This window comes from Nonomuraea sp. bgisy101, from assembly GCF_057708945.1.
This window is the reverse complement of the sequence record NZ_JBYITD010000005.1, coordinates 88,992-109,492: the sequence shown is the minus strand read 5'-3', so window position 1 is coordinate 109,492 and position 20,501 is coordinate 88,992. Positions and strand designations below refer to the sequence as shown.

Here is a 20,501-nt window from a genome sequence, read left to right as displayed (position 1 = left end):
CAGGCTTCAGGCGTTCAGCGGCCCGAGCGCCTCGACGAGGTCCTCGCCGAGCCGGGTGAGGCGGTAGCCGCCGTCGTGCGAGGTGCTCCGGCTTCCATGTCGCTTCCTTGTGCTTCGTTTGTCGAAGCAGCATAGTGGTTCGAAAATCGAAGCAGGAGATCGAATGTCGCGCATCGAGCCGCTCAGCCCGCCCTATCCCCCGTCCGTCGAGCAGGCGCTGCGCCGCTGGATGCCGCCCGGCGTGCCGTACGAGCCGCTCACGTTGTTCCGGGTGCTGCATCGCCATCCGGAGCTGGCTTCGCGGATGTTCGCACTCGGGGCCGGGCTGCTGGGCCACGGGCTCCTGCCGGCCGTCGACAGGGAGATCGTCATCGCCCGGGTGACCGCCCGCGCCGGCTGCGGCTACGAGTGGGGCGTGCACGCCGCGACCCTCGCCCAGCAGGCCGGTCTCAGTCTGGAGCAACTGCGCGCGACCGCCGTTCCGGGCGTCGACGCCTCGTGGCCGCCGCGCCACGCGGCCCTGCTCGACGCGGTCGACGAGCTGCACGAGACCGCGCGGCTGTCGCAGCCTGCCTGGGACGCCCTGGGCATCCATTACGAGGACGCGCAGCTGCTCGAATTCCTCGTGCTGACCGGCTGGTACCGGACCATCAGCCACCTGGCGAACGGACTCCTGCTGCGGGAGGAGCCCTGGGGCACTCCCTTCCCGGCCTCTCACGGAAGCCTCCCCGCATCGCGCGGGAGGGGACTGTCGATGAGCGGCTACGGCCTGCCCGTCACGATCGTCCGCGCCTGCCTGCGCGACGGCGGCGGCGGCAGCCCCACCGCGGTCATGGAGGAAGCGCCCTTGACCGACGACCAGCGCCGCCGCATACCGGTCCTGATGGGAACCTCTCACGCGGTCTTCGTCCATGCTCACCACGGCCGATCCGAAGATCCCGCGGCTTCCCTGCGCTTCTTCACCGCCGAGGGAGAGCTACCCGCGTGCGGTCACGGGACCATCGCGGCCCTGGCCTTCCTCGCCGAGCGCGCCGGAGTCGAGGACTACCGGGCTGCCCTCCGCACGTCGAGGCGCGCCTTCGCCGGCCGGGCCGTACGGGAGAACGACCGGGTCGACGCCGCCTTCGACGCCGGGCCCGTCAGCCTGCGCGAGCCCACCGCGATCGAGTGCGACCTCGTTCTGCGCGCGCTTGGCGTCACCTCCGACACGCTCGCCCCCGGCACCCGCGTCGCCGCGATGGGGCGGCCTCGGCTGCTGGTCCCCGTCTCCACGCGCTCCGCTCTGGCCGCGCTGGTCCCGGATCTCGCACGGCTCCGCGCCGCCTGCGATCGACTCGGTCTCCTGGGCTGCTACGTCTACTCCACTCCGACACACACCGGGCGGGTCGCGGCCCGCATGTTCGCCCCGTCGATCGGTGTCGCGGAGGACATCGCCAACGCCAACAGCGCCGCCTGCCTCGCTGCGCACCTGGCCGGTCAGGGCGACACCGACCTCGCTGTCGACATGGGCGACTCCCTCCGCGCCCCCTCCACGATCACCGCCACCACCCGGCACAGCCGGTCGGGCCCACTGGTCCGGCTGGGCGGCGCCGCGGAGATCACCCGCATCGTCCGCCTGCCGTGACCTCGCGGGCGACATCCCGTGCCGGTTGTCCACGGCGGCAGGACGACCGGCACGAGTCCTCAGCCGGTCACGCCGGCAAGGAAATCGACGACCACCCGGCCGGCGACCTCGCGGAACTCCTCGAAGTAGGCGTGCCGCGCACCCGGGATGAGATGCAGTCGCGCTCCAGGGATGCGGCCGGCCAGCAGCGGTGCGTTGGCGGCCGGGTTGAGGACGTCGTCGGCGCCGTGAATCACGAGGGTGGGCGCGACGATACCGGGAAGGACGTCCCAGCTGTCATGGTTCGCGCTGGCGGCGAGATGGCGGCGGCGGGCGTGGGCGGGCATACCGGGATCGCCGGTCGTGCGAAACGGGCCGGGGTGGGTGGCCAGCCACTCCGGGGTGTACATCAGCTCGAGCAGCGCCCGCTCGGCGGCGGCCCGGTCACGCACGGCCAGCGAGCGGCGCACCTCCTGACTTCGCTCCACCCCGTGGGCGCCTCCGGGAGACGTGCAACCCAACACGAGCGCCGCCAGCCGCTCCGAGTGGTCGGCGGCCAGCCACTGGGCGACCCGGCCGCCCATGGAGGTGCCATAGACGTGCGCGCGCTCCACGCCGAGCTCGTCGAGTACGGCCAGAGCGTCGAGGGCAAAGCCGCGCGTCGTGTAGGGCTCGTCGGGCTTGTCGCTGTCCCCGGTGCCGCGGTAGTCGAAGGTTACGGTGCGGTAGACGGCCTCGAAGTCCGACCGCACGCCGTCCCACCAGTGGTGGTCGTTGGATTGGCCGGGGAGCAGCATCAGCGGGTATCCGTCGCCACTCACCTGGTAGGACAGCTTCACGCCATCTTTTGTCGTCGCAAAGGGCACGTCACCTATTGTCGGCCCTCCATGATGGCGGGTGCCGGCCCCGAGCCCGTCAGGCACCCGGGAACGTGGTGCGCGGCGAGCTCGGCCAGCTGTCCTGCCTGCTCTGGTTCCTACTCCAACGAGGTGGTCAGCCGCCGGCACTGCGCCCCTCGCTGCGGCGGGCCACTGAGACGGCCTGAGCCGCCCACAGCGCTGTCACGACAACCGACACCGCGAGCGCGGTCCACGTGGCCGCGTCGGGATGGACCAGCGACTGACCACGCAGCGCCTGCCATGCCGTGATGGCGAACAGCGCGGTGTAGCCCAGGATGACGACCCCGATCAGCTGGGCGCGCACCCGTTCGCCGCGCAGCCAGCCGATCCTGGCCGTGAGGGCGGTGAGAGCCAGCACCGCGAGCACGAACACCTGGATGGAGTGCAACCCGATGAAGTGCGGAACGCGCAGGTCGCCACCCACGGTGCTCCAGTTCGTGATCGGCATGCCGCCGCCGTCCGGTGCGCCCACTCCGTGCTGGCCCACCAGGGAGACCGGGTTCCCGTAGGCGTCCTCGACCGTCCGGGGTTCGGTCGCGGCCCACCCGACCCAGAAGGAGGCCAACGCCATGCCGAGGACGGCCAGCCCGATCCCGGCACGCAGGGCCCAGGTGAGCGCCGCGTCACCGACCCGCTGGAACAGCAGCATGATCGCGATGATCAGGCTCACCCCGAACAACCCGATCACGCCTGAGGAGAAGACCTGCTGACCGACCTGGTTGAACGGATCGGTGTTGGTGTTGAAGTGGCTGTAGGTGCCGCGGGCGGCCTGTACCGCGATGAAACCGACGTCGACCAGCCCGGCGACGGCGAAGGCCGTTCCGAGGGTCCATATCGTGCGCCGTGCCCGGCGAAGCTTCGGCAACAGCCATGCGAGCGTCGCGCCGTAGATGACGAACGACACTCCGAACTTCAACGGCTTCGCCCAGATCGACTGCCGCATGAGCTCACGACCGTCCACGAGGAGACCGAAGCCCGCGACGACGACGAGCACGGACATGCCCGCCACCATGACCATCAACGGTCGGTGCCACAACCGGACCTCGGCGAACGAGATGGACGAGGCGTCCCCCAACCGGCTCACACGGACTCCGATCCCGCGCCGTCCATGCCGATGGAGGCTGTGCCGAGCATCACGGGAGCAAGCCACCACGCGGTGGTGCCAGGAAGAAGCCGACGCAGGTCTGCGTACGGTGTATTCAATGTCATGCGTACATCGTAGTAAGAACGCGAATAACAACAAGAAGATTCGCTGTTCATCCTGACAAAGTGCACTAGTACGGCAGAAATTGAACTAGTACACTTACCGGCGACATACGACACCGAAGGAATCGGGGCTCCCCATGCCGTCGTCAACCCAACGGCCGGATCCGCCATACCGGCGGATCGTCGCGGACTTCCATGCCCGGATTCTGACCGGCGACCTGCGGCCAGGCGATCGCATGCCCTCCATTCGGCAGATCGCCCAGCGATGGGGCGTCGCGGTCGCGACCGCGACCAGAGCGATGGCGGTCCTCCGCGACGAGGGGCTGGTCGAGGCGAAGGTCGGTTCCGGCACGGTGGTCAGCGCGCGCGCGGGTCACAGGCAGCAGGTCAGCCCGGCCACGTCATCGAGCCCGCGACAGGCCGGCGCCCCCAAGCGCGCGCTGAACCAGAGGCACGTTCTCGGCACCGCCATCGAGATCGCCGACACCGAGGGGCTCGACGCCGTGTCCATGCGGCGACTCGCGGCCGAACTCGGCGTCGGCCCGATGTCGCTGTACCGGCACGTGGCCAACAAGGACGAACTGGTGACGCAGATGGTCGACGAGGTCTTCGGCGGCCCAGAGCTCCCCACCCCTGGGCCGGAGGGGTGGCGAGCCAAACTTGAACTGATCTCCCGCCTGCAATGGGAGCTGGGGCGGCGGCACCTCTGGCTGTCCAGGGCCGTCTCGTTCACCCGCCCGTTGCTCGTCCCCAACATGATGGCCCACACCGAGTGGACCCTGCGCGCGCTCGACGGGCTCGGGCTGCCCATGACGACACGGATTCGAGAGGCGCTCACCCTGCACGCCCTGGTCGTCACCGTCGCCCTGTCCATGGCCGACGAACGCGAAGCCGAGCAGGAGACCGGCGTGACGCTCACCGGGTGGTTTCTCGCCCAGCGGGAACGGGCCGACGAACTCCTCGGCAGCGGACGATTCCCCCTGCTGGCCACGGTTCCCGCGGAAACGGTGTCGGACCTGGACGGGCTGTTCGAGTACCGCCTCGCCCGCCATCTCGACGGCTTCGCCGCCATGCTGGAGGAACAGTCCTGAACGCTGTCACGTGGCCCGCCGCCGTCAGAGGATCTGCTGCTCTTCCAGGTCGAGCCTGCGTTGCAGGGCCTGCAGCGCCTCGTCGCCGATCTCGCCCCGCTGCCACAGGCGCACGGCCTCCTCGCGCTCCAGCCGCAGCAGCTCCCTGCGGGCCTCGGCGTAGCTGGCCGCGGCGCTGACCGCTCCCTCGACCAGCTCCGGCAGGTGCTCGTCGTCCGCCCCCGGGCCCAGCACCGCGTGCGCCTTGCGGGCCCGCTCCTCCAGATCCCTGCGCAGGCGCTGCTCCACCTCGGCCGGCAGCGCGCCCTTCGCCGCCATCTGGTCCAGGCGTATCAGGGCCAGCCTGGCCGTGGTGTGCGCGGCCGTCGCCTGCTCCAGCGAGGGCAGGTCGTCGTCCATGCCCGCGATGCCCAGCCGGCGGCTGACCCACGGCAGGGTCAGCCCCTGCAGCACCAGCGTCGCCGGGATCGCGGGCGCGGATGCGGGGGAAGAGCAGGCGGGGCAGGTACGTGGTCGGGAACACCCACACGATGCGCACGACGACCAGCGTCAAGGTCACCGCACCGGCGTACAGCGCGAGATCGGCGGCCGAGTAGCCGTGCAACCCCGCCAGGATGTGCCGCAGTTGCAGACCGATGAGCGCGAACACGACGCACTGCAACAGGTACGCGATCATGGCCGTAGGAGAAGGCGCCGGTGACCACCGCCGCGATGGCGATGCGGTAGGCCACCAGGGCGGTGGCGTCGTTGAGCAGGCTCTCCCCTTCGAGGAGCGTGACCACCCGGCGAGGCAGCCCCACCCGGTTCGCGATCGCCGCCGCCGCCAGCGCGTCCGGCGGCGCCACGATCGCGCCCAGCACGAACCCTGCCTCCAGCGGCAGCCCTGGCACCAGCGCGTGCGCGGCGTAGCCGACCGCTGGTACTGGGGCAGACCCGGCACCAGGCTGACCACGATCCCGGCGATCACCAGCGCGACCGGCGGCGGCACCCCCAGCCGCCTGGCCAATGCCGACACCACCGTGGCACCGACCACGAGGGCCAGCACGAGTGCCATCATGTCCCCCGACCTGCCCTTCCTCACCTCCGTGACATCAGTGTGTCAGCACGGGGGCCGCGGCCCGCACGCCGGATCTCGCCGGTTTGCTCCGAGCTGTGGCGGCTCGCACCCCTCGCCGGCGGGCCTGCGGGGCTGCGCGGCTCACGCCTGTCGCCGGACTGTCCGGCCGCCTGTTGCGAAGGGCGCGGATCCTTCGCGTGGAGGGGCCGCCCGCCTCAGGCGTACCAATCTCCGCCGATCTCCCTGATCTGCCTGCCGTTCCGGGGCACGGACACGCCTACCGTGAGGACCTGCCAGATCGACTGAGGGTTGTTGAGCAGGCTGAACACGTAGAAGGCGCCGCCGTCCTCGGTGCGGAAGCCGTACGCCTGGGCGGCGCTGCGGAAGCCGGCGTAGATGCCCTTGGAGATCAAGTCGCGATCCTTGATCGTCGCGTTGTGCCTAGCCACCCAGGACGCCACGGCCTTCCTGGCGCCGGCGACGGTGAGCCGGGCGCCCGCCGAGGAGGGCGACGGCGAGGTCATCGGGGTCACCGAGGTGGTCGTGGGGGCAACCGCCCGCGGCGACGCCGTCCGCTGGGCGACGAAGACGCCGGGCACGAGCCCGCCCTACCGGTGCGGAGAGGCGACGCACGACGCAAATCCGGCAGTCCAGGGAAGTTGTCGGTACCGCGTGACACGATGGCCAGCAAGCCAACATGGGAGACCAGCATGAGCGACGTACTACTCGCCGTCGGCACCCGCAAGGGGCTCTTCCTCGCCCGGTCCAGCGGCGCAGGCTCGTTCGACGTCGAGCCGATCCAGTTCTCCACTGTCGCGGTCCACTCGGTCGCGATCGACGCCAGGGGCGAGCGGCCGCGGCTGCTGGCCGGCATCGAGTACGGCCATTTCGGCCCCTCCGTGATGTACTCCGATGATCTCGGCAAGAGCTGGAAAGAGGCGGAGAAACCGCCCATCGCCTTCCCCGAGTCCACCGGCGCCACGCTGGAGAAGGTCTGGCAGCTGCTGCCCTCGCCGTCCGAGCCCGACGTGGTCTGGGCCGGCGTCGAGCCCGGCGCGCTGTTCCGCTCGGAGGACGGCGGCATCACCTACTCCCTGGTCGAGGGGCTGTGGGAGCACCCGCACCGGGCACAGTGGCAGCCGGGAGGCGGCGGCCTGTGCCTGCACACGATCCTCGCCCATCCCACCGACCCGAAGGTCATGGGCGTGGCGATCTCGTCGGGCGGCTTCTACCGCACGAGCGACGGCGGCCAGTCGTGGGAGGCGGCCAACCAGGGCATCAGGGCGCCGTTCCTGCCGGAGGGCCAGCAGTATCCCGAGTTCGGGCAGTGCGTGCACAAGGTGAGCCTGCATCCGGCCAGGCCCGAGCGGCTGTTCCTGCAGCACCACTTCGGCGTCTACCGCAGCGACGACTTCGGCGGGTCCTGGACCGACATCGGCTCCTCGCTGCCGTCCGACTTCGGCTTCCCCGTCGTCGTCCACCCCGGCAGGCCTGACACGCTCTACGTTCTGCCGCTGCACGCGGACATGGACCGCACCCCCGTCGGCCACCGCTACCGGGTCTTCCGCAGCGACGACGCGGGAGCGACGTGGCAGTCTCACGGCGAGGGGCTGCCCCAAGTCCCGGTCTACGCCTCGGTGCTGCGCGACGCGATGACGGCCACCGCCCTCGACGGCGGCAGGGCGGGCGTCTTCTTCGGCACCCGCGACGGCTCGGTCTACGGCTCGCACGACGACGGCGAGACCTGGGCCGCGGTGGCCGACCACCTGCCCGACGTCCTGACGGTGCGGGCGGCGGTGCTCTAGAGCATGGCCAAGCCCGCCATGCTCGTCGTCTTCGTGCTGCCCAGCGCGCTACGCCACTGGGTGAGCGGCCAGGCCGAGGTCAAGGTCTTCGCGGTCGGCCCCGACCACGACACGCCGCCCACCCTCGGCTCGGCCCTCGACACGCTGCGCCGTACCCACCCCTCGCTCGAGGAGCGGTTACGCGACGACTACGGCCGGATCAAGAGCCACATCAGCATGTTCGTCTGCGGTGAGAACACCCAGGGGCTCGGAGGGCTCGACTACGCCCTTCCGCCGGGTGCGGAGGTCTACGTCATGACCGCCATCTGAGCCCCTGCGCGGCTAGCCCAGCATCTCCTCGCGCAGCCGCGCCCACTGCAGCGAGTGCGCGATGCCCTCGGCGACGCTGTGCCTGGCCTCCCAGTCGAGCAGTCGTCTGGCCAGGTCGGTGCGGGTGTAGGCGCCGGCGACGTCACCGGGCCTGGGGCCGGTCTCGACGACCTCGATGGGCCGGTCGGCCACCTCGTTGAACGCGGCCGCCAGTTCGCGCACGGTGGTGCCGGTCCCCGTGCCGAGGTTGATGACGTCCTCGGTGAAGGTGTCGAACCGTTCGAGGGCGGCGACGTGCGCGGTGGCCAGGTCCCACACGTGGATGTAGTCGCGGATGCCCGAGCCGTCGCGGGTCGGCCACGCGGTGCCGGTGATCTGGAACGGCGTGCCCTCCTCCCACGCCTCGATCATCTTGCCGAGCGCGTGGCTGGGCCTGCGCAGCTGCAGTCCCGTGCGCATCTTCGGGTCGGCCCCGATCGGGTTGAAGTAGCGCAGCGACAGGATCCTGATCGGCTGGGTGGCCGAGATGTCGGCGAACATCGCCTCGCACACGGCCTTGGTGCGGGCGTAGGGGCTCTGCGGGGCCAGGCCCGAGCTCTCGTCGACGGTGAAGTCGGCGCCCGTCTCGTAGATCGACGCGGACGAGCTGAAGATCATCTTCTGGCAGCCGTTGCGCAGCAGGTGGGAGACGAAGTCGAGGCTCTTGGCGACGTTGGCCCGGTAGTAGCCGACGGGATCGGCGACCGAGTCGGGCACGACGATGAGCGCCGCGCAGTGGACGACGGCCTCGATGTCGGGGTGCTCGGCGAAGACGCGGTCGACGAGCGCGCCGTCGGCGATGTCGCCCTCGTAGAAGGCGCGTCCCTTGGCGAACTCGCCGCGCCCGGTGACGAGGTTGTCGAGGATGACGGGGGTGATGCCCGCGTCGAGGCAGGCGGAGGCGACGGTGCTGCCGATGTATCCGGCCCCGCCGGAGATGAGGACCTTCACGGGGCGACCCGCCCGTTGGCCACGAACGCGGCGTGGGTGAGCGGCATCAGTTCCGCCCACGCGGCCTCCATCTTCTCCGCGACCATCTCGATCTCCCGCTGCGGGAAGGAGGGGACCTTGGCCTGCTCGTTCTTGGTGCGCAGCGACAGGAAGTGCATGAGCGAGCGGGCGTTGCAGGTGGCGTACATCGTGGAGAACAGGCCGACGGGCAGCACCGCGCGGGCGACCTCGCGGGCGACGCCCGCCTCCAGCATCTCCTGGTAGGCGGCGTAGGACTGCCGGTAGGCGCCCTCCATGGCCTCGGTGACCAGCTTGTGCTGCTCGGGCGTGCCGTCGACGAAGACGTAACGGCCCGGCTTGCCCTCCTGGACGAGCTTGCGCTGCTCGCCTGGCACGTAGAAGACGGGCTCGAGCTCGCGGTAGCGGCCGCTCTCCTCGTTGTAGGACCAGCCGACCCTGTGCCGCATGAACTCGCGGAAGACCAGGATCGGGGCGCTGACGAAGAACGTCATCGAGTTGTGCTCGAACGGGCTGCCGTGCCGGTCGCGCATCAGGTAGTTGATCAGCCCCTTGGACCGCTCAGGGTCCTTGTTGACCTCTTCGAGTGACTGCTCGCCCGCCGTCGACACTCTGGCCGCCCAGAGCACGTCGGTGTCGGACGCGCTGTGCTTGACGAGTTCGACCGTCACGTCGTTCAGGAAACGCGGCTCGTCGCTCACTTTGGTGGATCCCCCTTGCGCTCACCGTTCTGGCCGCCCGCCATCGTACGCCTCTCGTGCCTGCTGGAAGGTACGGCGCCGGCGGGTTGGCTAGTCTCTCGGGCGTGAACGTGCTGTGGATCGGGGGGCCACCGGGGTCGGGCAAGTCGACGGTGGCCAGGCGGCTGGCGCGGCGTCACGGCCTGCGCCTGTACGCCTCCGACACCCGCACGTGGGCCCACAGGGACAGGGCCGTCGCGGCCGGCCTTCCCGGGGCGCTGCGGGGCGAGTCGCTGACTCCCGCGCAGCGGGCCGCCCTTCCCGTCGAGGAGCAGCTGGCGATGTGGCTGCACGAGGAACGGGGCCCGATGACGGTCGACGACGTGCGCGAGCTGCCGTCGTCGCCGTTGACCGTGGTCGAGGGGACGCAGGTGGTCCCGGCGATGCTGCCGCCCGGCGGCAGGGCGGTGTGGCTGGTACCGCCCACGGAGGTGCTGCGGGAGCGGCTGACGGCCAGACACGGGCCCGGCGAGGTGCCCGGGCTCTACCTGCCGCTGGGCGAGCTGATCGCGGCCGAGGTGGCGCGGGCGGGCGTGGCCGTCATCACCGCCGAGGACGCCTTCGACGAGGTCGAGCGGTTCTTCGCCGCCGATCTGGCCAGGGGGCCGCTGGCGGAGGGCAGGCAGGAGCGCTGGCGGCTGCTGCGCGAGGCCAACGCGGCGGTCGCCGAGCAGTACCGCGCGTTCCTGGCCAAGCCGTGGAACACCACCGAGTCCGCCGCGGTGGCGCGGCTCTTCCTCTGCGAGTGCAGCGACAGCGAGTGCGACGCGTCGCTGTCGCTGGCGATCGACGACCTCCCGCCCACTCCCCTGCTGGCGGCCGACCACCGCTAGCCGCGGCCGAGGTCTCGGCCGGGCTCAGAGGCGGTAGACGCGCCGGGCGTTGCCCGAGCCGATCATGTGGGCGATGCGGGCGGCGTCGGCGGCCGTCCACTCCCCCGACCCGATCCTCGCGGCCAGCACCTCCGCCATTCCCCGCCTGAAATAGAGGGCACCGATGTGGCAGGTCTCGGCCGCGCCGTAGCAGTCGGAACTGAACAGCTGCTTGTGGAACGGCACGAGCTCCAGCAGCTCGCCGAGCACCCCGGCCGACCCCGCGGCGGTGTGGGTGAGGGCCAGGCCGACGTCGACGTAGACGTGGGGGAACACCCCTGACAGGTAGGCGGCCTGCCGGTGGTAGGGGTAGCAGTGCAGCAGGACGACGGGGACGCCGAGCGGTTGCAGGGCTCTGATGAAGCCGGTCATCTGGGCGGGGTCGGCACGCGACAGGTCGAGGTCGGCGTCGCCGTACCCGGTGTGGAACTGGATCGGCAGGCCGCGCTCGCGGGCGACGTCGACGGCCGTCCACAGCAGGTGGCGCAGCAGGATGGGGTCGACGAGGCTCTCCTTGGGGTCGGACAGCCTGCGGTTGGCCGCGGCGATGACCGAGCCGCGGCTGGGCCTGGAGGGGTCGAAGTCGAGGCCGCACCGGTAGGCGATGATCGACTTGAGGCCGACGGCGCGGGCCGCCCTGGCGACGAGCTCCTCGGCGAGGCTGTCCATGTAGTCGACGGCGACGCCCGCGGTCTCGGCGATGTCCTGCTCGATCTGCTCCAGGCGGACGATCTCGTCGGCCGCAGCGCCGCCGTGGCGGCCCATCTCGGCCGCCGACAGCAGGTCGGGCGCCTCGAGGCCGGTGTCGACGAGGAAGGCGACCACCCCTGCGGCCCTCAGCAGCCGCCTGTTGACCTCGGCCGCGCCGAGCTCCTCCCGCCTGGCCAGGTAGACCGCGGGGGCGACGTGCGGGTCGAGGCCGAGCACGGGCGCGCACCAGCGGCGGATGGCCGCCCCGAGCGGGGTGTCGAAGTGGGTGGTGCCGGGCGGGGCCGGCAGGCGCGACTCGCTGATGAGCAGCTCGAACTGGGCACGGCTGAGGTCGTCGCGGCGCACCCCGTGGCAGTGGTGGTCGACGAGCGGGGCGAGCAGGGCTTCACGCACGGCGTCCGGGAGGGCTACGGGGAGCATGCGCCCGACTCTAGAGCGTGATCGCGCCGCCCACCGGGACTTTGCCGACAGCGAAGATCTCCGACGTGGAAGTCTCCGTCGGGCAGGGCCGATCTTTCCCTGCTCTTGATCGAGAAGCCCGTGGAAGCGGGACCGAAGCCGGGGCGGGTCCGCCGGCGCATCAGACCGCGAGGCCGGCGTCGGGTCGACCACGCGGCGGGGACCCCGGCGGGCGCGGTAGCCGGGGTCCCCGCAGGTCAGGACCTGCGGGCCAGCCGGAGGACGTTGGCGATGATCTTCGCACCCGCCGCGCCCTCGGCCGTCAGGATCGACTCGGGGTGGAACTGGACGGCGAAGCGCCGGTTGGCCACGTCCTCGATCGCCATCACGTTGCCGTCGGGTGTGAGCGCGGTGGCGGTGAACCCGACCACGCCTGGCCGCTTGGCGTGCAGCGAGTGGTAGCGGGCCGCGACGAACTCGGCCGGCAGCCCTTCGAGCAGGGCGCTGTCGCCGAGCCTGGAAACGTGGCCGCGCTTGCCGTGCTCGGGGTAGTCGAGCAGTTCGAGCGTGCCGCCCGCCTGCTCGACCATGGCCTGCAGGCCGAGGCAGACGCCGAAGACCGGCAGGCCCCTGCCGTACACCTCGTCGATGAGGGCGGACATGCCGAAGTCGGACGGCCATCCCGGCCCGGGGGACAGGACCACCAGGTCGGGGGCGATCCTGTCGATCATCTCCGCGGGGAAGCCGTGGCGCAGGGTGACGACGTCGGCCCCCTCCTGGCGGAAGTAGTCGGCCAGGGTGTTGACGAAGGAGTCCTCGTGGTCGACGAGCAGGACCTTCATCCCCTGTCCCGGCTGCTCCCGCACCGGCGCCTGCGCCACCGAGGACGGCTGGTTGACCGCGGCCAGGGCGCCGAGCAGGGCGCTGGCCTTGAGCTCGGTCTCGCGCTCCTCGGACTCGGGGTCGGAGTCGAACAGCAGGGTCGCCCCTGCCCTGACGATGGCCACGCCGTGCTTGATCTGGGCGGTGCGCAGGGTCAGGCCGGTGTTCATGGAGCCGTCGAAGCCGATGAAGCCGATCGCTCCGCCGTACCACCTGCGGGTGGTGGCCTCGTGGTCCTCGATGAACTGCATCGCCCACGTCTTGGGCGCACCGGTGACGGTGACGGCCCACATGTGGGTGAGGAAGGCGTCGAGGGCGTCGAACTCGGGGCGCAGGCGGCCCTCGATGTGGTCGACGGTGTGGATCAGACGGGAGTAGAGCTCGATCTGGCGGCGGCCGATCACCTGCACGCTGCCGGGGACGCAGATGCGCGACTTGTCGTTGCGGTCGACGTCGGTGCACATCGTCAGCTCCGACTCCTCCTTGACGCTGGACAGGAGGGTGCGGATGGCCTCGGCGTCCTCGACGGGGTTGGAGCCGCGGGCGATGGTGCCGGAGATGGGGCAGGTCTCGACCCTGTCGCCGTTGACGCGGACGTACATCTCGGGCGAGGCGCCGACCAGGTGCTCGCCGTCGCCGAGGTTGATGATGAACTCGTACGGGGCGGGGTTGGAGTGGCGCAGGCTGCGGTAGAAGGCCGACGGGTCGGTGCAGGTGGCGTGGAAGACCTGGCCGGGCACGACCTCGAACAGGTCGCCGCGCTTGAACCTCTCCTTGGCCGCCGCCACGACCGTCGCGTAGGCGCCCTTCTCCGGGTCCTTCGGGATCTCGGTGGGGACGACCTGCGGGAAGCTCTCGCCGGTGCGCTCCAGACCCCTGGTGGAGACGCCGTCCACGGTGAACTCGTAGCGGTACTCCACGCACGTCTCGCGCTGGCGGTCGATGACGACGATCCTGTCGGGCAGGTGGAGGACCAGGTCGCGCTGGTCGGCCGGGCGTTCCAGTTCGTGGCGGATCGGCTCGAACTGGAAGGCGAGGTCGTAGCCGAACGCGCCGTACAGGCCCAGGTGCGGGTCCTCGCCCTTGAAGGCGGCGATGACCTCGCGGATGGCGGTGAACACTGTGGGGCGGCGGCTGCGCATCTCCTCGGGCAGCACCTCGCCGGGGTCGGCGCCCGGCTCGGCGATGTGCACCTCGACGTGGGTGTCGGTCGGCGGGGAGACGGGTTTGCCCGCCGCCAGCAGGCAGGAGGCCAGCGCGGGGAGCACGACCCTGCCGCGCTCGTTGAGCGCGCGCGCCGCGATCGTGCGGCCCCTGGCCACGAGCTCGATGCAAGGATCGACGTAGCCGAACGCCCATCGGCTGTAGCGACCCGGGTAGTCCATGCCGGAGGAGAACGCGCCGCCGCGCCGCTCGCCCAGCGCGGTCACGATCTCCTCGAGGGCCGCCTCGGGCACCTCACGTACCTCACGCTCGACGCTGACGCCACCAGCGGTGGTATATCCGCTCGTCTCCACTCAAAGCCCCTTGCTAGCTCATGAGCCCCGGGGGCGGAGACGCGAAAGGCCGCCTTCCGGGGCGGCCGTCCGTTGAGGAATGCGAATCTCGCGCCGCCTAGGAGCGGCGCCACCACTGAAGCTGCAAGCGGATTCGCATGCCGCAAGCGTAGCCGCCGCATCGGAGATCATGCAACGCGACACTCTGGCGCGCCGCCCCGGGAAAGCCGCCGGTCAGGATGCCGTGTCCAGCGGGGCCAGCTGGGGTCGCTTCGGGTCGACGCCGTCGCCCGAGGAGCGCCCGTGGATGCGCCTGCTGATCCAGGGGCCGAGGAACTGCCTGGCCCAGCGCAGGTCGTCCTTGCGGGCGTCCGTCCACTGCGGCGGCAGCAGCGGCGGGTACGGCTCGCGCCAGTCCTCGGCGACCGTCAGCCCGATCACCTCGGCGGCGTGCAGCGCCACCCTGCGGTGGCCGTCGGGCGACAGGTGCAGCCTGTCCTCGTTCCATGCCCGCCTGTCGCGCAGCACCGCCATCGGCCACATGTCGACCAGGAAGGCGTCGTGGCGGCGGGCGATGTCGTGGATGTGCAGGTTGAAGATCTCGATCTTGCTGTGCGCCAGCCGCATGACCGGCACCTGGCGCAGGTCGAAGCCGGTGAACAGCATCACCTTGGCTCCCGCCGCCTTCAGCGTCGCCACGCCCTCCTCCAGCCTGGCCGCGACCACCTCGGGCCCGCCGCCCGGGCGCAGGATGTCGTTGCCTCCCGCGCACAGCGACACGAGGTCGGGGCGGAGCGCGACGGCCTGCGGCACCTGGTCGCCGACGATCTCGTCGATCAGACGGCCGCGGACGGCCAGGTTGGCGTACCGCAGGCCGGGCTGTTCGGCCTCGATGTGCTCGGCCAGCCGGTCTGCCCATCCCCTGTACCCCACGTCGGCGGGGTCCTCAAGCCCTTCGGTGAAGCTGTCCCCCAAAGCGACATAAGAAGTGATTCGTCCCATGACCGGATAGTTTGCCAAGCGGCGATCACCTTACGCGACCGTAGCCGGCGGGTCCGGGACGACTGTCACGAAGGGGGCCGCGACGCAGGTCATGTTCGTGACAGGGGTCACGTTGTCCTGGTTCGGTGTCGTCTGTTACTGGTAAGTAATGCGAGTTCGAGCTCACAGGGACCTGCCCGTCCCCATGCCCGACGGGGTGACGCTGCTCGCCGACAGGTACGAGCCGATCGGAGCGGACCGGGCGCCGGTGATCCTGATCCGCTCGCCGTACGGCAGGCGCGGGCTGTTCGGGCTCGCCTACGGTCGTGGGTTCGCCCGGCACGGCTTCCAGGTCGTGATCCAGAGCTGCAGGGGCGGGTTCGGCTCCGGCGGGATGCTCGACCCGCTCGGCGACGAGCACGACGACGGCATGGCGACCGTCGAGTGGATGCGCCGCCAGGAGTGGTATCCGGGGACGTTCGCGATGCACGGGCCCTCCTACCTCGGCTACACGCAATGGGCGATCGTGCCCTACGTCGGGCCCGAGCTGAAGGCGATGGCCACGCAGATCACCGCCTCCCAGTTCAGGGACGCCGCCTACGTGGGCGGGGCGTTCGCGCTGGAGTCGGCCCTGAGCTGGACCACGCTGACCAACGGCATGTCGCGCAGGTTCGGCGGCGCCTCGGTGTGGACCGCGCCGCGGATGACCAGAAGGGCGGTGCTGTCGGGGCGGCCCGTGGCCGAGCTCGACCTGGTCTCGGCCGGGCAGGCGCTGCCGTTCTACCGGGACCTCCTCGCGCATCACGCCGACCCGGCCGTCCCGTACTGGGACAGACGGGACTTCTCGGCGGCGGTCGGGGAGGTGGAGGCGGCGGTCACCATGCTGGGCGGCTGGTACGACGTGTTCCTGCCGTGGCAGCTGCGCGACTATCTGGCGATGCGGGCGGCCGGGCGGCGGCCGTACCTGACGATCGGGCCGTGGTGGCACATCGACGTCAGGCACGGGCCGGCGACCAGGGCCGAGGCGCTCGCCTGGTTCAAGGCGCACCTGCTGGGCGACCCGTCGGGGCTGCGGGACTCGCCCGTGCGGCTGTTCGTGACGGGGGCGAAGCAGTGGCGTGACTACCCCGACTGGCCGGTGCCGGGCATGCGCGCCCGGCGGTGGCACCTGCAGCGCGCGTTCGGCCTCGGGCCCGAGGGTCCGCTGGAGTCCGCGCCCGACGGCTACCGCTACCACCCCGACCATCCGACGCCCGTGCTGGGCGGCCCCGTCCTGCTGGCCGATTCCAGGCCGCGCGACCAGCGCAGGCTGGAGGCGCGCAGGGACGTGCTCGTCTACACCTCGCCGGTCCTGAGCGAGGACACCGAGGCGATCGGGCCGGTGTCGGCCGAGCTGTACGTCAGGTCGAGCACGCCGCACGTCGACGTGGTGGTGCGGGTGTGCGACGTCCATCCCGACGGGCGGTCGATGAACGTCTGCGAGGGCGTGCGGCGGCCGGCGCCCGGCGGCTCCGGCGAGATCAGGAAGGTGACGGTGGACCTGTGGCCGATCGCGCACCGGTTCGCCAGGGGGCACCGGATCAGGGTGCACGTGGCTAGCGGCGCCTACCCGACGATCGCCCGCAACCCCGGCACGGGCGACCCGCTGGGGCTCGACGGGCCCATGGTGCCCGCCGACGTGGAGGTCTTCCACGACCCCGAGCGCCCTTCCGCTCTCCTCCTGCCGCTCGTGAGCGCCTGAGTCAGGCGCGGGCCCCCTTCCCGCGACCGCGCCGGGGACGGGTCCGGTCGGTAGAGTCGGGGCGTGCGTGCCGCCCGGTTGATGTCGTTGGTGCTCCTGCTCCAGGGACGGGGCGGGATGACGGCCGCAGAGCTGGCGCAGGAGCTCGAGGTCTCCGAGCGCACCATCCACCGTGACGTGCTGGCCCTGTCGGAGGCCGGCATCCCCGTCTACGCCGACAGGGGAAGGGCGGGCGGCTACCGCCTGATCGACGGGTACCGCACCAGGCTGACCGGGCTCGACAGGGCCGAGGCCGAGGCGCTGTTCCTGTCGGGCGTGCCCGACGCGCTGCGGGACATGGGCCTGCGCGACGTCGCCGCCGCCGCCAGGCTGAAGGCCGCCGCCGCGCTCGCGCCGGGCCTGCGCGACGCGCCCTCCACCGCCGCCCAGCGCTTCCATCTGGACGCTCCGGGCTGGTTCGCCAGCGACACCCCTCCCCCCGCGTCGCTCACGCCGCTGGCCAGGGCGGTGTGGGGCGACCATCCGGTGACCGCGAGGTACAAGGGGGCCGAACGCGCCGTCGAGCCGTACGGGCTGGTGCTGAAGGCGGGTGTCTGGTACCTGGCGGGCCGCGCGGGCGAGCGCCTGCTGGTCTACCGGGTGGACCGCTTCACCGACGTGAGCGTCGAGACGGGCGCCCGCTTCGAGCGCGACCCCACCTTCGACCTGGCCGCCTTCTGGGGCGAGCGGTCGGAGCAGTTCACCCGCTCCCTGCTCAGAACCCGGATCACGCTGCGCCTGTCCCCGACGGGACTGCGGATGCTGCGGCACGTGGCCGACCCCGCCGCGGTGGCCGAGGCGCAGGCGTCGGCCACCGAGGACGGCACGGTGGTGCTGGCGGTCGAGTCGCTGGGCGTCGCCTACACCCAGGTCCTGGCCTTCGGTCCCGAGGCCGAGGTGCTCGAACCGGCCGAGCTGCGCGAGCTCATGACGAAGGCGGCGGGCCGGCTGTCGGCCCTGTACGGGCTCGGCGACCCGAACCCGTCCGCCTCCGGCTAGCGGAAGTCGGCGGGGTCGGCGGTCATGCCGGCCTCGCGGACCTCGACGATCCAGCGCCACACGTCGGGCCTGCTGCCGTCCAGGTCGGTGAAGCCGTACTCCTTGGCCAGCTCTCCGCTGGATACCGAGGAGCCCGACCAGCGCATCACGTCGGGGTCGGCGGCCAGGGCGGCCACGGCCCTGCCGGTGAAAGCCGGAGTTTCGGACAGCACGAAATCCTCATGGACCCTGGCCCCATCACGCCAGTTCTCCTCCGTGACGCCGAAGTTCTCCAACATCATCTCCGAGCGCAGGAAGCCCGGCGTGATCGCCACCGCGGCGCAACCGTGCGGGCGCAGCTCGTGCGACTGCGCGAAGGCCAGCCTGTTCACCGCGCTCTTGGCCAGGTCGTAGAAGATCGAGTTGCGGTAGCGGGTCCTGTTGTAGTCCGCCGTGCCGTCGGTGACCTCGACGACGAGCCCGCCGGGCCTGCGGATCAGCAGCGGCAGCGCGTGGTGGCTGGTGATGAGGTGGGTGTCGATCGCCAGCCGCAGCAGCTTCAGCCCGTTGTCCAGATCGTGCTCCCACACCGGGGTGTCCCAGGCCCACAGCCCTTCGGCGCCCCAGATGTCGTTGACCAGCACGTCGAGCCGGCCCTGCTCGCGATCGATCCGCTCGACCAGCTCCTTGACCTGGGCGGGGTCCAGGTGGTCGGTCCGTACGGCGACGCCCTTGCCGCCGGCCTCGGTGACCAGCTCGGCGGTCTCCTCGATCGTCTCGGCCCTGTCCATCTCCGAGCGCCGCTCGCGGGTGCTGCGTCCTGTGCAGTAGACCGTGGCGCCGACCGCTCCCAGCTGGACGGCGATGCCCCTGCCCGTTCCCCTTGTGGCGCCCGTGACCAGCGCGACTTTTCCGTTCATGGAACGATCGTCGCGCGAAAGCCCGACACCTTCTGTCATGTTTTCGGCGAGCCCCCTGTGATAAGTAGTTGATTACTATGAACAGCGAATTCGAGCTCCGCGGCGTCAACCACGTCGCGCTGGTCTGCTCGGACATGAAGCAGACCGTCGACTTCTACTCGGGCGTCCTCGGCATGCCGCTGATCAAGACGATCGAGCTGCCCATGGGGTGGGGGCAGCACTTCTTCTTCGACTGCGGCGGCGGCAACGCGCTGGCGTTCTTCTGGTTCCCCGACGCGCCCGACGGGGTTCCGGGCGTCTCCGCGCCGAAGAACCTGCCGGACAGGGGCGAGCTGCTGTCGGCCGTCGGGTCGATGAACCATCTCGCCTTCGACGTGCCGCCGGAGAAGATCGAGGAGTACAGGGACCGGCTGGTCGCCAAGGGCGTCGACGTCGGCGTGCTGCTCAACCACGACGACAGCGAGTTCGGCGTCGCTCCCGACGTGCACGAGGGTGTGTTCGTCAGGTCCATCTACTTCAAGGACCCCGACGGGGTCCTCATCGAGTTCGCCTGCTGGCTGCGCGAGCTCGACCGCCCGGGCGACGTACGGCACGAGCCGAAGACCGCCGCCGACAGGACGGTCTGATGCCGCGCCTTCGCCAGGTGCCTCGCGACGAGGTGAGCGACGAGGTCGTGGCCTTCTTCTACGACCGGCTGCTGACGCCCGAGGGCACCGCGACCGGCTCGCCCGGCGACTGGTGGACGGTGTTCGCGCAGGAACCGGCGATCTTCCGGCACTGTGTGAAGGGCTTCCAGCTCTATCGCGAGTCGAAGCTGGACCCGGTGCTGCGCGAGCTGGGCCAGACCAGGGCCGGATGGGCGCGGCAGTCGCAGTTCGTCTACTCCCAGCACTGCAAGCAGATGCGCGCGCTCGGCGTGCCGGAGGAGAAGGTGCGCGCGGTCGCGCACTGGCAGGTCAGCGACGTGTTCGACGAGCTGGAGCGGGCCGTGCTCGCCTACACCGACGGCCTGGTGCTCGACGGCGGCCGTGTGCACGACGAGGTCTTCGCGGTACTGAAGAGGCACCTGCCCGACGGGCAGATCCTCGAGCTGACCTACGTGACCTGTCTGTACGAGATGCACGCGACCATGGCCAGGGCGCTGCGGCTGGAGTTCGACGACCGCCCCGATCCGATCACCGAGGTTCCCGCCCCCGAGGGGTACGGCACCCGCGACATCGCCGACGAGCTGACCGTTCGGCGCGGGGACTCTACCGTTCGGCGAAAGGAGACCTGACCGAAACAGTTACATATTTACAGTGCCGGGCAACGGGAGGGAGAAGGCATTGCCCGGCGACAACCGCGATCGCAGCCACTGGTATCGGCTGTCACCCCGTCCTTCTCCTGACGTTCCGCTCCGACGCCGGCCGACCCCGGCCGTCCGGATCACCGCGGCCCTGCCGGCTCCGGCCCGCCTTCGTCAGCCGCGGCGTCGCGACCGTCGGCGCGGCGCCGTTCACCCCGCCCGTCAAGCCGGTGCCCACCCGCGTGATCATCCCGCGGACGCCGCGCGACCTGGTCGCCGCGGTCGCCGTCACGCTCGCGGCCAGGGCGGCGAAGGCTCCCGACGGCCGCGCGCGAGCCGCCCCGATCGGCACACCGCCGACGGGGGCGATCACCGGTCACCGACCTGGACCTCGCCGTGTCCACATGGTGAGACGGCCCAGTTTAGGCCAAACCGTAATGTCTCAGTAATTGGGATTAATTACTGGGAAACGTTAGTGT

22 protein-coding genes are annotated in these 20,501 nt (G+C 70.9%); 9 read left to right on the top strand and 13 right to left on the bottom strand.

Annotated elements, in window-relative coordinates:
* Window positions 1-163 precede the first annotated feature (163 nt).
* Window positions 164-1,624: a PhzF family phenazine biosynthesis isomerase gene (locus AC3EO4_RS11200; RefSeq protein WP_431895217.1), complete on the top strand. Its 1,461-nt coding sequence runs from the start codon at window positions 164-166 to the stop codon at window positions 1,622-1,624.
* Window positions 1,625-1,683: 59 nt separating this feature from the next.
* Here AC3EO4_RS11200 and AC3EO4_RS11195 read toward each other — a convergent pair whose 3' ends face one another.
* From AC3EO4_RS11195 to AC3EO4_RS11185, 3 genes are all read right to left on the bottom strand, one after another.
* Window positions 1,684-2,469 (bottom strand): alpha/beta fold hydrolase, encoded by a 786-nt coding sequence (locus AC3EO4_RS11195; RefSeq protein WP_431895215.1) that lies wholly within the window; start codon window positions 2,467-2,469, stop codon window positions 1,684-1,686.
* Window positions 2,470-2,596: 127 nt separating this feature from the next.
* On the bottom strand, window positions 2,597-3,586 hold the full coding sequence (locus AC3EO4_RS11190; RefSeq protein WP_431895213.1) for a hypothetical protein: 990 nt from the start codon (window positions 3,584-3,586) through the stop codon (window positions 2,597-2,599).
* On the bottom strand, window positions 3,583-3,711 hold the full coding sequence (locus AC3EO4_RS11185) for a hypothetical protein (RefSeq protein ID WP_379568553.1): 129 nt from the start codon (window positions 3,709-3,711) through the stop codon (window positions 3,583-3,585). Before AC3EO4_RS11185 ends, AC3EO4_RS11190 begins: the two co-directional genes overlap by 4 nt.
* A gap of 134 nt (window positions 3,712-3,845) precedes the next feature.
* On the opposite strand from AC3EO4_RS11185, the gene AC3EO4_RS11180 reads away from it, so the two are divergent.
* Window positions 3,846-4,799: a GntR family transcriptional regulator gene (locus AC3EO4_RS11180; protein ID WP_379568555.1), complete on the top strand. Its 954-nt coding sequence runs from the start codon at window positions 3,846-3,848 to the stop codon at window positions 4,797-4,799.
* A gap of 24 nt (window positions 4,800-4,823) precedes the next feature.
* Here AC3EO4_RS11180 and AC3EO4_RS11175 read toward each other — a convergent pair whose 3' ends face one another.
* The 3 genes from AC3EO4_RS11175 to AC3EO4_RS11165 all read right to left on the bottom strand — a co-directional run bounded on the left by AC3EO4_RS11175 (window position 4,824) and on the right by AC3EO4_RS11165 (window position 6,455).
* Complete coding sequence (locus AC3EO4_RS11175; RefSeq protein WP_431895211.1) at window positions 4,824-5,252, bottom strand: cation:proton antiporter; 429 nt, start codon at window positions 5,250-5,252, stop codon at window positions 4,824-4,826.
* Window positions 5,237-5,689, bottom strand: a complete 453-nt coding sequence (locus tag AC3EO4_RS11170) for a cation:proton antiporter domain-containing protein (RefSeq protein WP_431895210.1) — start codon at window positions 5,687-5,689, stop codon at window positions 5,237-5,239. Before AC3EO4_RS11170 ends, AC3EO4_RS11175 begins: the two co-directional genes overlap by 16 nt.
* Before the next feature lie 382 nt (window positions 5,690-6,071).
* On the bottom strand, window positions 6,072-6,455 hold the full coding sequence (locus tag AC3EO4_RS11165; RefSeq protein ID WP_431895208.1) for a hypothetical protein: 384 nt from the start codon (window positions 6,453-6,455) through the stop codon (window positions 6,072-6,074).
* Window positions 6,456-6,566: 111 nt separating this feature from the next.
* Between AC3EO4_RS11165 and AC3EO4_RS11160 the strand changes: the two genes are divergently transcribed.
* Window positions 6,567-7,661: a WD40/YVTN/BNR-like repeat-containing protein gene (locus AC3EO4_RS11160; RefSeq protein WP_379568560.1), complete on the top strand. Its 1,095-nt coding sequence runs from the start codon at window positions 6,567-6,569 to the stop codon at window positions 7,659-7,661.
* A gap of 3 nt (window positions 7,662-7,664) precedes the next feature.
* A complete protein-coding gene (locus tag AC3EO4_RS11155; protein ID WP_379568562.1) occupies window positions 7,665-7,970 on the top strand; it encodes a ubiquitin family protein in 306 nt (101 codons plus the stop codon).
* 12 nt (window positions 7,971-7,982) lie between these two features.
* Here the strand turns inward: AC3EO4_RS11155 and galE are convergent, their stop codons facing one another.
* Window positions 7,983-8,960, bottom strand: coding sequence for a UDP-glucose 4-epimerase GalE (galE, locus tag AC3EO4_RS11150; RefSeq protein ID WP_379568564.1), 978 nt, complete (start codon window positions 8,958-8,960; stop codon window positions 7,983-7,985).
* Entirely contained in the window at window positions 8,957-9,679 is a 723-nt protein-coding gene (gene thyX, locus AC3EO4_RS11145) for an FAD-dependent thymidylate synthase (protein ID WP_379568566.1), read from the bottom strand. The genes galE and thyX overlap by 4 nt, the downstream gene beginning before the upstream one ends.
* 104 nt (window positions 9,680-9,783) lie before the next feature.
* Between thyX and AC3EO4_RS11140 the strand changes: the two genes are divergently transcribed.
* Window positions 9,784-10,551 carry an AAA family ATPase gene (locus AC3EO4_RS11140; protein WP_431895205.1) on the top strand — a complete coding sequence of 256 codons (768 nt, stop codon included), beginning with the start codon at window positions 9,784-9,786 and terminating at the stop codon, window positions 10,549-10,551.
* Window positions 10,552-10,575: 24 nt separating this feature from the next.
* Here AC3EO4_RS11140 and AC3EO4_RS11135 read toward each other — a convergent pair whose 3' ends face one another.
* From AC3EO4_RS11135 to AC3EO4_RS11125, 3 genes are all read right to left on the bottom strand, one after another.
* Entirely contained in the window at window positions 10,576-11,721 is a 1,146-nt protein-coding gene (locus AC3EO4_RS11135) for an amidohydrolase family protein (protein WP_379568570.1), read from the bottom strand.
* Between the two features lie 236 nt (window positions 11,722-11,957).
* Window positions 11,958-14,099 carry an anthranilate synthase component I gene (locus AC3EO4_RS11130; protein WP_431895204.1) on the bottom strand — a complete coding sequence of 714 codons (2,142 nt, stop codon included), beginning with the start codon at window positions 14,097-14,099 and terminating at the stop codon, window positions 11,958-11,960.
* A gap of 213 nt (window positions 14,100-14,312) precedes the next feature.
* A complete protein-coding gene (locus AC3EO4_RS11125) occupies window positions 14,313-15,080 on the bottom strand; it encodes an SGNH/GDSL hydrolase family protein (RefSeq protein WP_379568574.1) in 768 nt (255 codons plus the stop codon).
* A 148-nt stretch (window positions 15,081-15,228) separates the two neighbouring features.
* Here AC3EO4_RS11125 and AC3EO4_RS11120 point away from each other — a divergent pair, with 148 nt between their 5' ends.
* The gene (locus AC3EO4_RS11120) at window positions 15,229-16,800 is read left to right on the top strand and encodes a CocE/NonD family hydrolase (protein WP_431895202.1); all 1,572 of its coding nucleotides are present in this window, start codon (window positions 15,229-15,231) and stop codon (window positions 16,798-16,800) included.
* 63 nt (window positions 16,801-16,863) lie between these two features.
* Window positions 16,864-17,838, top strand: coding sequence for a helix-turn-helix transcriptional regulator (locus AC3EO4_RS11115; RefSeq protein WP_379568578.1), 975 nt, complete (start codon window positions 16,864-16,866; stop codon window positions 17,836-17,838).
* On the opposite strand, the gene AC3EO4_RS11110 is transcribed toward AC3EO4_RS11115, so the two are convergent.
* Window positions 17,835-18,737, bottom strand: coding sequence for an SDR family oxidoreductase (locus AC3EO4_RS11110; RefSeq protein WP_431895200.1), 903 nt, complete (start codon window positions 18,735-18,737; stop codon window positions 17,835-17,837). The genes AC3EO4_RS11115 and AC3EO4_RS11110 overlap by 4 nt on opposite strands.
* A 77-nt stretch (window positions 18,738-18,814) precedes the next feature.
* Here AC3EO4_RS11110 and AC3EO4_RS11105 point away from each other — a divergent pair, with 77 nt between their 5' ends.
* Window positions 18,815-19,363 carry a VOC family protein gene (locus tag AC3EO4_RS11105; RefSeq protein WP_379568581.1) on the top strand — a complete coding sequence of 183 codons (549 nt, stop codon included), beginning with the start codon at window positions 18,815-18,817 and terminating at the stop codon, window positions 19,361-19,363.
* Window positions 19,363-20,013: a carboxymuconolactone decarboxylase family protein gene (locus tag AC3EO4_RS11100; protein ID WP_379568582.1), complete on the top strand. Its 651-nt coding sequence runs from the start codon at window positions 19,363-19,365 to the stop codon at window positions 20,011-20,013. The genes AC3EO4_RS11105 and AC3EO4_RS11100 overlap by 1 nt, the downstream gene beginning before the upstream one ends.
* Before the next feature lie 91 nt (window positions 20,014-20,104).
* On the opposite strand, the gene AC3EO4_RS11095 is transcribed toward AC3EO4_RS11100, so the two are convergent.
* Window positions 20,105-20,395: a hypothetical protein gene (locus tag AC3EO4_RS11095; RefSeq protein ID WP_379568584.1), complete on the bottom strand. Its 291-nt coding sequence runs from the start codon at window positions 20,393-20,395 to the stop codon at window positions 20,105-20,107.
* Window positions 20,396-20,501 lie beyond the last annotated feature (106 nt).

Excerpts from the sequence above, each read along its gene's own strand:
- AC3EO4_RS11125 (WP_379568574.1), bottom strand. The coding sequence starts at position 15,080 with ATGGGACGAATCACTTCTTATGTCGCTTTGGGGGACAGCTTCACCGAA.
- AC3EO4_RS11200 (WP_431895217.1), top strand. The coding sequence starts at position 164 with ATGTCGCGCATCGAGCCGCTCAGCCCGCCCTATCCCCCGTCCGTCGAG.
- AC3EO4_RS11180 (WP_379568555.1), top strand. The coding sequence starts at position 3,846 with ATGCCGTCGTCAACCCAACGGCCGGATCCGCCATACCGGCGGATCGTC.
- AC3EO4_RS11110 (WP_431895200.1), bottom strand. The coding sequence starts at position 18,737 with ATGAACGGAAAAGTCGCGCTGGTCACGGGCGCCACAAGGGGAACGGGC.
- AC3EO4_RS11100 (WP_379568582.1), top strand. The coding sequence starts at position 19,363 with ATGCCGCGCCTTCGCCAGGTGCCTCGCGACGAGGTGAGCGACGAGGTC.
- AC3EO4_RS11135 (WP_379568570.1), bottom strand. The coding sequence starts at position 11,721 with ATGCTCCCCGTAGCCCTCCCGGACGCCGTGCGTGAAGCCCTGCTCGCC.
- AC3EO4_RS11105 (WP_379568581.1), top strand. The coding sequence starts at position 18,815 with ATGAACAGCGAATTCGAGCTCCGCGGCGTCAACCACGTCGCGCTGGTC.
- AC3EO4_RS11120 (WP_431895202.1), top strand. The coding sequence starts at position 15,229 with ATGCGAGTTCGAGCTCACAGGGACCTGCCCGTCCCCATGCCCGACGGG.
- AC3EO4_RS11160 (WP_379568560.1), top strand. The coding sequence starts at position 6,567 with ATGAGCGACGTACTACTCGCCGTCGGCACCCGCAAGGGGCTCTTCCTC.
- AC3EO4_RS11155 (WP_379568562.1), top strand. The coding sequence starts at position 7,665 with ATGGCCAAGCCCGCCATGCTCGTCGTCTTCGTGCTGCCCAGCGCGCTA.
- AC3EO4_RS11185 (WP_379568553.1), bottom strand. The coding sequence starts at position 3,711 with ATGACATTGAATACACCGTACGCAGACCTGCGTCGGCTTCTTCCTGGC.